The organism is Nocardia glycosmidis, assembly GCF_052545115.1.
The window spans coordinates 118122-125327 of record NZ_JBQWRH010000020.1 but is presented as its reverse complement, the minus strand read 5'-3'; the positions used below and the strand labels follow the sequence as shown (position 1 = coordinate 125327).

The 7206-nt window shown below is 64.3% G+C and carries 7 protein-coding genes; 3 read left to right on the top strand and 4 right to left on the bottom strand.

Going from position 1 to position 7206, the window contains the following annotated elements; translation table 11 throughout:
- The 3 genes from ACT86A_RS23095 to ACT86A_RS23085 form a co-directional block, all read left to right on the top strand.
- Positions 1 to 276: hypothetical protein (locus ACT86A_RS23095; protein WP_445094288.1), on the top strand; the 276-nt coding region annotated here is incomplete at its 5' end.
- On the top strand, positions 273 to 2198 hold the full coding sequence (locus ACT86A_RS23090; RefSeq protein ID WP_445094287.1) for a carbamoyltransferase C-terminal domain-containing protein: 1926 nt from the start codon (positions 273 to 275) through the stop codon (positions 2196 to 2198). The genes ACT86A_RS23095 and ACT86A_RS23090, both read left to right, overlap by 4 nt.
- The gene (locus ACT86A_RS23085; RefSeq protein WP_445094286.1) at positions 2195 to 3226 is read left to right on the top strand and encodes a hypothetical protein; all 1032 of its coding nucleotides are present in this window, start codon (positions 2195 to 2197) and stop codon (positions 3224 to 3226) included. The genes ACT86A_RS23090 and ACT86A_RS23085 overlap by 4 nt, the downstream gene beginning before the upstream one ends.
- Before the next feature lie 208 nt (positions 3227 to 3434).
- Here ACT86A_RS23085 and ACT86A_RS23080 read toward each other — a convergent pair whose 3' ends face one another.
- The 4 genes from ACT86A_RS23080 to gnd all read right to left on the bottom strand — a co-directional run bounded on the left by ACT86A_RS23080 (position 3435) and on the right by gnd (position 6888).
- A complete protein-coding gene (locus ACT86A_RS23080; RefSeq protein ID WP_445094285.1) occupies positions 3435 to 3974 on the bottom strand; it encodes a P-loop nucleotide/nucleoside kinase family protein in 540 nt (179 codons plus the stop codon).
- A gap of 254 nt (positions 3975 to 4228) precedes the next feature.
- On the bottom strand, positions 4229 to 4645 hold the full coding sequence (locus ACT86A_RS23075; protein WP_445094284.1) for a hypothetical protein: 417 nt from the start codon (positions 4643 to 4645) through the stop codon (positions 4229 to 4231).
- A 212-nt stretch (positions 4646 to 4857) separates the two neighbouring features.
- Positions 4858 to 5223 carry a VOC family protein gene (locus ACT86A_RS23070; protein ID WP_445094283.1) on the bottom strand — a complete coding sequence of 122 codons (366 nt, stop codon included), beginning with the start codon at positions 5221 to 5223 and terminating at the stop codon, positions 4858 to 4860.
- A gap of 219 nt (positions 5224 to 5442) precedes the next feature.
- Positions 5443 to 6888: an NADP-dependent phosphogluconate dehydrogenase gene (gnd, locus tag ACT86A_RS23065; protein ID WP_445094282.1), complete on the bottom strand. Its 1446-nt coding sequence runs from the start codon at positions 6886 to 6888 to the stop codon at positions 5443 to 5445.
- Positions 6889 to 7206 lie beyond the last annotated feature (318 nt).

Sequence of the window (7206 nt, the reverse complement as noted above, 5' to 3'; positions counted from 1 at the left end):
TTTTATCGGTATCTGTTCGAACAACAAGCGCTGGGTCGTTGTCCGATCGCGTGTGACTACTCCTCCGGCTATCACAAGCTGGTCGGTGGCGCGAAGATCGGGGTGCATAAGTCCTACCCCATGTCGCCGTTCTATGACGAGCAGACCGCGGTCGAATTCGCCCGCACGCTCGGCGAATTGCTCGACGAATTCGACCGCCAACCCGTAGAACACACACCCGCGACGGGACCGCACGAGGCGCGGCCGATGATCTTCCGACCGGGATCGCTGACATGATCGACGGACTCTACCTCTCCACCTTCTTCGACATCGGCCCCCTGAAGAACCTCCTCGACATCCGCCTGCGCCACGATCACGGCGCCGCATTGTGGGAGCTCGACAACGGCACCCTCAGACTCCGCCGGTACTGGGAGTTCGAGCGAATCAGCGGCATCAAGCAGCACAGTCGCGCCCTCTACAACCAGACCCAGGCACGCCGACTCCTTCAGCATCTCCTCGCCGAAGAAGGCGCCGACCTGCGCGACGTAGTCGAAATCTGGGGGACGCCCGGCATCGAAACCAGCACCGACTACCAGCGCACCTTCGGCAGCGCCTACGCATTCCACGGCATGGCCCACCTCATGACCGCCCTCTTCTGTCAGAACCAGACACCCTTCAGCGAACCGGTCGTGGCCATGTCGCTGGACGCCGGACCCGACTGCCTCTTCGAACCCGACGCCTACAACCGCCACTACTACCCGGGCTGCGTCATCGACGACCGCGGCCTGCGCATGTTCCCCTGCGAATCGCCCGGCCGGCTGTGGTCCTACGCCAGCAAGAAGTACGGGCTGCGCGAAGGAACACTGATGGCACTCGCCTCAGCCTGTGACGACCACACCGAACTGGACCTGACCGCGTTCGATCGGCAGCCGCTCCTCGACCTGTCGGCACGGCGTGCCGCAGCCGACATCGTCGACACCATAGACAGTCATGTGCGCGGCACCCTGCAGGCCGGTCGCGGCGGCAAACCGCCGGCCACTGAAACCCTGACCCCAGTCGAACACCATGTCAGCGCCGTTATGAAGATCATCGCGAGACTGTCGCTGCGCATCGTCCGCCGCAACCTGTACCTTGCTGAAACCGAGTACGACGCCGACCTGGACGCTTCCCGGATGGCGCTGGCCGGAGGGTTTGCCCTCAACTGCCCGACGAACTCGCAACTGCTGCAGGATTTCGCGTTCACCGGCTTCCAAATCCCACCGTGCACCAGCGACAGCGGAATCGCCCTAGGCACGGGCCTGGCTGCGTTCTATCCCCAGCTGAACAGCGGCGAGATCACCACTGAATTCGACACCGCCTACTACGGCCAAGGTCCCGGCGACATCGCCGCCGAACTCGAACTGGTGTCGGACTTAATCGAGCACATGAACCCGGTATCGGCGGACGACGTCGCCGAACTCCTGACCAGAGAAGGGATCATCGCCTGGGTCAACGGCCCGGCCGAGATAGGCCCCCGAGCGCTGGGGAACCGCTCCCTGCTGGCCGACCCCCGATCGCTCGACGTCAAGAACCGGCTCAACCACATCAAACAACGGCAGTGGTGGCGCCCGGTGGCACCGCTGATTCTCGATGATGACGGCCCCGACTACTTTCGCGACTACCGGCACTCGCCATACATGCTGCTCAATTTCCGAGCCACCGCCCGCGCGCAAGCCGCGGTACCCGGAGTCCTGCACCTCGACCACAGCGCCCGCGCGCAGTCCGTCAGCACCAGCACCAACCCTGACCTCGCAGAACTGCTCCACGCCTGCAAAAGACATACCGGAGTACCGATTCTGGGCAATACCTCCCTCAACGATGTCGGTGAACCCATCATCAACCGGCTCTCGGAGGCCGTCCACTTCGCCGCAGGCAAAGGGATCCGGTCATTGATCGTCAACGCAACAACCCTGATCAGCCTGCGCGACAACACGACACAGTACCCAGGCCCTCGCCCGCGCCAGGGCCGGTTCTTCGAGCCACCAGCGGGGACAGACACCGACGCCGTGATCCGGGAACTCAACCCGCATGACCTCGACCGGAACGAACTCACCTACTTCTACGACAACCCGGCGCTCTTCGCCACCACCGACATCCGGACCGCGGACGACGCGAAACACATCCGGAACCACACCGAGGCATACCTGCGTGAAAACCCCGGCGCATTGGACCGCAGATGACCACGCTCCCCGACGAAGTCCTCCAAGGCCACCTGCGCCACTACGCCGACTTCGCCGAAGCCGACCGCACCCGCATCCTCGCCGCCATCATCAAAAACTACGGCCGCAGCGTCGACCACTCCGACCTCGACCGCAGCACACAGTGGCACACAGCGATCCAGAATCTCAGCACAAACCCGCTCACCGCCGAACTCGTCGAGTCCACCGCCCGACTGCTGTCCAATCGTGCTGCGGGTCCGCCGTCGAAATTCAGGGCGCGGTCGCTTTTGACCGACATCGGCGCCGCGGTACAGCAGGTACCGGTGTCAGCCGAGCAGCAGCTGGGCCTTGCCCTCGACCTGCACAAACAAGGCCTCGCTCCGGTACTGACCTACGCCTTCAACCGATGGATCATCCCGGCCGTCGAGCCGCAGGCTGTGGGACGGCGCCTTGCTGAACTCACTGTCATGGGCCTCTACCGCCTCGCCGAGGCGGATGCAGCGGCTACCGATGCGACGCTGCTCACCTCCGGTTCGGCAGCGGACGTGATCCGAACCGGCTCGAGGGTCGGTAAACACCCCCGGAACTATGCAGCCCGCGAGGTGCTGCTTCCGCTCGAGTTCGCCAACTACCAGGCCCTCGCCCAGACCCGTCTCCACGACCGGATTCCCGCCAACGCTGACTTCGAACCGACGACGAAAACCCTGCACCACGACTACGTTCCAGGAAGCGACGGAGAATCCATCCTCAGGTCCGGGTTTCTGCCGAATCCGCGACAGCGGACCGACCTGGAATACTTGCACTCGGCCCTTCTGCGCGACCTACCCGAACACCGCTTACCGCTCGATCTTCATCCCGGAAACTTCGTTTGGAACGCAGCCGAGGACCGATGGGTGCTGGTCGACATCGGGCCGATACCGGTGATCGGCTCCGAAGAGTACTTCGTCGAAGACTTCAGCGCCTACTACACCCATACCTGGCTGAACCGCCTGACCAGAGAACACGCCGAACCTATCCGCTCGATCGATTACTCCGTCGGACGAATGTGACCAATCGAAGATCGGACAGAACCGGAGAGCTCACATACGCCGTGCGCTCCCGGGATGTCCTGGTCAACGACGATGTGCGTTCCTACACCCCATCCGGACCTACACCGCACGAAACCGCCACGGACACAACGCTATTGCCGATAGTAGCGGTCACCGATGGCGAACGCGCCAATTCAACGCGCAGCCATAGTCGGCCTCGGGCCTGACCTCAGCCGGCGTCGTCGATCCCCGAATCGCTGACCAGCCCGCACTGATCGAGTTTCCCCAGCAGACGGCGCAGCGAGCGACCGGGGCTTTCACCGGCCGTGTCGACGATGATGTGGTTCCGGTCCCACGGCTGATAGTCGCGGTCGAGAACCTGCTGCCACCCCGGTAGTGGCAGGCCGGGGATGTCGACCGAGCGCGAGACGATACGGCGCCGATGTTCGGCCGGATCTGAGCAGATCACCTCGATTTCGGCCGCGGCGACCCCAGCATTGCGGGCGGCGCCCAGCCAGCTGTCGCGAGTGATCGACAGCGGGTTCACCGACTCGGCGATCACGACGAGCCCCTGCCGAAGATGCTCCTCGGCCAGCGCATATCCAACAACATAACCGGCAGGTCCCACGGGATGCTGAGCCAAACCTGACCGTACGATCGCCTGCTCGATGGTGTCGACCCGCAGATGCACGCCGCCGGTCCGTGGCGCCAGCAATCGCGCCAGCGTGGTCTTACCAGTGCCCGGAAGTCCGCCGATCACGATGAGCATGTGCTCATCCTGCCAGTGGCCGACAATGCAGAGACCTGCCGACGACCGCTGCCGAATTACACCGGCACTTGACTTTTCGGATTCCACAGAATGATGCGGTTGACGTGGCCCTCGATCGCTCCGCTGTTCCAGGACATGGTCAAGCAGCCGCTACAGGCGAGCCACATTGCCGCTGCCGTAGGGGCTGACACACGAACAACGACCGTGATGCCCAGGAGTCGGGCGCCAGGCTGGTCGCGGCAGCGCAGTGCCGGTCAGAAGTCGTCGTCGTGTCCGGCGAGGTGCCGCCCCAGCCGTCTGGCCGCGTCGATGATGCCGCTCAATGGGGCTTCATACTTGAAGCTGTCGTACTCGTCTGGCTCGAGGGCCTCGGTGAGCAGGAGCGCGTGTCGGATCATGATGTCCTCGCCCACCACGACGAGCCCGCCGATAATGCCCGTGCTGCCGACCTTGGTGAGGATGGCCAGGAGATCGACCTTGTCGGCCTTGGCAAACGGCCTCTGGAACTGGATCCATTCATCGTTTGCCCGTCGGATCACGACATCGGGTGCGGCCCAGTCCTCTTCGGCGTCCTCAACCCTGAGGCTGATGCTGTCGGACTCGATGTGCACGCCGTAACTGTTCTGGGAGATGAGTTCGACCAGGGTGTCCCACTCTGCGTTCTGTTCCATGTGTTTCCCCTCCGCGGTCGTCAGCGTCCCGATGACCCGAAGCGTAGCAGAATCGTCTGTGGCAGAACGGAACTCGTCCAGCTGGCATTCGACACGAACCCTCCCACGGACGATCTGCTCCGACGGATCAGGTTGGCGCACCGCGCGGGACGGAGATCTTCAAGACGGCCAACTGCACCAGTCGACTCGCGAAGGTGCCCGTTCGCGGCCACTCAGTCGAGACAGAACTCGTTGCCCTCGATATCCTCCATCACGAGGCACGATTCGTTGTAGCCATCGGCACGCAATAGTCGCACACGTACCGCGCCGAGCGCGACCAGTCGTGCGCATTCGGCCTCGAGTGCGGCCACGCGCTCTTCACCCACGAGTCCGGTGCCGACCTGGACGTCGAGATGCAACCGATTCTTGACAACTTTGCCTTCGGGAACGCGCTGGAAGTACAGGCGCGGGCCCGCGCCTGAGGGATCAATGCATGCTGAACCCTGATGCTCGTACCCCAATACCTCGCACCAGAAACGAGCGACGCGCTCAGGTTCTGCGCAGTCGAAGGTGACCTGGATCTGTTTGACCGATGCCATCGGTCCACGATAGAAGCGGGGCCTTTCGTCGTCTGCACGGGCCCGACCTCGAAATCGTCACGCTGACAACGTGATACATGGGTGGGACGCCTTCGGCGAGCGCGGTCCGTGCTATCGGCCAGGCGCCGGGCAACATCGCTGCCGCGTGTGCGATAGGCAGGCCGGCGGAGAGTCGGTGCGCGTTCCCCGAGCGCGAAAGCCCAGGGAACGCGCGATTTCTCAATCGGCAGATACTTCGCTGCGGTCGCCGCTCCAGAGCGTATGGAACTTGCCCTCGGCGTCGATACGCTCGTAAGTGTGGGCGCCGAAGAAGTCGCGCTGCGCCTGGGTGAGCGCAGCGGGGAGACGGTCGGCACGCAGGGCGTCATAGTAGGACAGCGACGACGCGAACGCCGGTACCGGGATGCCCAGCAGGGTCGCGGTGGACACCACGCGCCGCCAGCTGTCGATCGCCGTCTCGATCGCCTCGCGGAAGTAGGGCGCGAGGATCAAGCTCGGCAGTTCCGGGTTCTCGTCGTAGGCTTCCTTGATCCGGTTCAGGAACCGGGCCCGGATGATGCAGCCGCCACGCCAGATCGTCGCAAGGTCACCGGGGTGCAGGTGCCAGTTGTATTCAGCGCTTCCTGCGGCGATCTGATCGAAGCCCTGGGCATACGCAACGACCTTCGACGCGTACAGCGCCTGCCGGATGTCTTCGGTGAACTGCTCGACATCGGTGGGCCGGTCCGCCAACCGGCCCGAAGCCAAGCCGGTCGCGGCTTTGCGCTGCGCGCGTGAACCAGACAGCGCCCGCGCGAAGACGGCTTCGGCGATGCCCGTCACCGGAACCCCGAGATCGAGGGCGGACTTCACCGTCCAGCGGCCGGTGCCCTTCTGCTCGGCGGCGTCGACGATGACATCGACGAGCGGCCGGCCGGTTTTCGCGTCGACCTGCGCGAGGACCTCGGCGGTGATCTCGACGAGGTAGCTTTCCAGGTCGCCGGAGTTCCACTGGGTGAACACGTCGGCAACCTGCTTCGCGTCGAAGCCGAGCGCGGCACGGAACAGGTGGTAGGCCTCACCGATCAGCTGCATGTCGGCGTACTCGATGCCGTTGTGCACCATCTTGACGAAGTGCCCGGAACCGTCCGGACCGATATGGGTGCAGCACGGCGTCCCATCGACCTTCGCCGCGATCGATTCCAACAGTGGACCGAGCGAGTCGTAGGACTCTTTCGGGCCGCCGGGCATGATCGAAGGGCCGTTGAGCGCGCCTTCCTCGCCACCGGAGATACCGGCGCCGACGAAGTTCAATCCGCGCTCCCGCAACGCGGCTTCCCGCCGGATGGTGTCGGTGTAGAGGGCGTTTCCGCCGTCGATGATGATGTCCCCGGGCTCCATCGCGGCGGCGAGTTCCTCGATGACCGCATCGGTGGCGGCGCCCGCCTTCACCATGATCAGCACCCGGCGCGGCTTCTCCAGCGCGGCGACGAACTCCTCGATCGTCTCGGCGCGTACGAAGTCGCCGTCGTCGCCGTGCGCCTCGAGCAGTGCGTCGGTCTTGGCGATGCTGCGGTTGTGCAGCGCCACCGTGTAGCCGTTCTTGGCGAAGTTGCGGGCGATATTGCTGCCCATGACCGCCAGCCCGGTGACCCCGATCTGTGCACGTGCGGTAGAGGTCGGCATCGATCAGCTCTCTTCGTTCGACAAGTGTGGCGGGTCCGCGCGAAGCCGTTCGGCGGCTGCCTCGTGGAGTGCGTTCCACGACGCCTCAGACCTTACCTACCCGGTCGGTTCGAGTCCGGCGCGCATGGGCGCGTCCGGTGCGTCGAGCACCACGCACCGCTCCACGTGCGGAAGAAGTGAGCGGATCGTTATCGGGGCACCTTCGACGACGGCTGGGCCGCCTATCGCGAGTCGATCTCTCCGGAGAACTGATCACCGAAATCATCCGTGAAATGCGCATGCAGGTGGCCCGGCAGTGCGGGCCGAAGCGGCAGGTGA

What these genes read in the sequence shown, in the direction of transcription:
- ACT86A_RS23090 (WP_445094287.1), top strand. Translation starts at nt 273, where the DNA reads ATGATCGACGGACTCTACCTCTCCACCTTCTTCGACATCGGCCCCCTG.
- ACT86A_RS23075 (WP_445094284.1), bottom strand. Translation starts at nt 4,645, where the DNA reads ATGGAACAGAACGCAGAGTGGGACACCCTGGTCGAACTCATCTCCCAG.
- ACT86A_RS23070 (WP_445094283.1), bottom strand. Translation starts at nt 5,223, where the DNA reads ATGGCATCGGTCAAACAGATCCAGGTCACCTTCGACTGCGCAGAACCT.
- ACT86A_RS23080 (WP_445094285.1), bottom strand. Translation starts at nt 3,974, where the DNA reads ATGCTCATCGTGATCGGCGGACTTCCGGGCACTGGTAAGACCACGCTG.
- ACT86A_RS23085 (WP_445094286.1), top strand. Translation starts at nt 2,195, where the DNA reads ATGACCACGCTCCCCGACGAAGTCCTCCAAGGCCACCTGCGCCACTAC.
- gnd (WP_445094282.1), bottom strand. Translation starts at nt 6,888, where the DNA reads ATGCCGACCTCTACCGCACGTGCACAGATCGGGGTCACCGGGCTGGCG.